This window comes from Burkholderia sp. Se-20378 (assembly GCF_017104665.1).
GTDB classification, from domain to species: domain Bacteria; phylum Pseudomonadota; class Gammaproteobacteria; order Burkholderiales; family Burkholderiaceae; genus Burkholderia; species Burkholderia lata.
Genome location: NZ_JAAGPG010001020.1, coordinates 1 through 1,455, shown reverse-complemented (window position 1 = coordinate 1,455; position 1,455 = coordinate 1). Strand labels below are relative to the sequence as shown.

Genomic DNA, 1,455 nt, shown 5'->3' with positions numbered 1-1,455 from the left:
CGTGTCGCGCGATCACGTCGGCGAGCTGTTCGCCCGACACGTTCATCGAGCGGAGCACCGAACGCTGCAGATGAATCGCGCCGCCCGTCGCGATCGCGCCCATCGCAAGCTCGGGATCGTACGGCACGCCGAGCTTGCGCACGACCAGCACGTCGAGCGGCGCGCGCAGCGCGCAAGCGACCGGATACGCGACGGGCACGCCGCCGCGCGGCAGCGCGAGCACGACGACATTGCCACGCCCCGCGTAATCGCCCAACGCAACGGCCAGTTGGCGGCCCGCATCGGCGCGATCGGCAAAACACTCGAACACGATCGGCTCCCTGCCGTTGCGCCGGATGCGCGAAACCCGCGTCGGCGCCTGTCAACGAGCATGGTTCATCGGCCGCGCCGATGCAAGCAGGGTCACACCGGCGCGCACGGCGCCGACGGAAAGGGTCAGAGGCCGCCGGCCTGCCGGTACAGCCGCCAGAACGACTGCGCATAGGATTGCGCAAGCTCCGGCGCGCGCTGGAACACGTTCACCGTTTCCGCATGCGCGGCTGCGCCTTCGGACAGCGTCGTCAGCGCGACGCTGTCGTCGACGATCACGAAGCGCGGCGCGGGATCGCCGTGCCGCGAATCGATCGCCACGTCGATGCCCGACGATTTCAGATAGCCCGCGCCGCTGTATCTGCCTGCGCGCGGCGAACGCACGAGCACGACACGCACCTCGACCCCGCGTGCGCGGGCCGCGCGCAGCGCGCTCGCGACCGCCGGCGGTACGTGCGCATAGCCTGCCAGCAGCACGCGACGCTGCGCCTGGCCGATCAGCTCGACGGTCGCGTCGGCTGCTGCATTGTCATACGAAAAGTATGTGCCGACCGATGCGGCATCGGACGGAATCTGGCTGGCGTGGGCGCTCGCCGCGCAGCAAAGCGCGGCGAGAAGGAAGGCGGCTGGTCTCATGGCGGGCGCCATTGTAGCGACGCCAATTCGCGTGGCAAGCACCGGCTGCGATGCTGCTGCGCCGGCGCAACACACAGCGCAAAACCGGTGCCCGGCGAACGGGTTACAGCCCGCTTTTCACGCGGCCGATCAGCCCGCCGCGACGCGTGCGAGCCAGCTCGCCACGCCGTCGACGGAACGGAAATCCGCGAGGCTGCGCGCCGGCAGCGCCGGATAGGCACCACCTGCCATCTCGGCCAGCGCGCGACCGGGACCGAGCTCGAGGAACGCGGTCGCACCAGCCTCCACGCAAGCGGCAAGACAGGCCGCCCACTCGACCGGCTCCGCGATCTGCCGTGCAAGCTTGTCGAGGCCTGCGTCGACGTCCAGCACCGATGTGCCATCGATCCCCGAAAACAGCCGCGTGCCGGGCAGCGGCCGCCGCACGTCGGTCGCGGCGAGCAACGCGCGAAACACCGGCACGGCCGCGGCGAGCCGGCGCGTGTGCGACGCGATCCGCACGCAGACGGG

Annotated in this window: 1 protein-coding gene and 2 pseudogenes; all 3 read right to left on the bottom strand. The window is 70.7% G+C overall.

Translation table 11 applies throughout. The annotated features are described in order from the left end of the window. Nucleotides 1-310 (bottom strand): annotated as a pseudogene (locus G3N93_RS39835) (phosphoribosyltransferase family protein); the annotation flags it as partial. A 125-nt stretch (nucleotides 311-435) separates the two neighbouring features. Then, nucleotides 436-957 (bottom strand): phospholipase D-like domain-containing protein, encoded by a 522-nt coding sequence (locus tag G3N93_RS39830; protein WP_174934873.1) that lies wholly within the window; start codon nucleotides 955-957, stop codon nucleotides 436-438. A 117-nt stretch (nucleotides 958-1,074) separates the two neighbouring features. Then, nucleotides 1,075-1,455 (bottom strand): annotated as a pseudogene (locus G3N93_RS39825) (malonate decarboxylase subunit epsilon); the annotation flags it as partial.

Coding starts and splice junctions, on each gene's coding strand:
- G3N93_RS39830 (WP_174934873.1), bottom strand. CDS start 957: ATGGCGCCCGCCATGAGACCAGCCGCCTTCCTTCTCGCCGCGCTTTGC.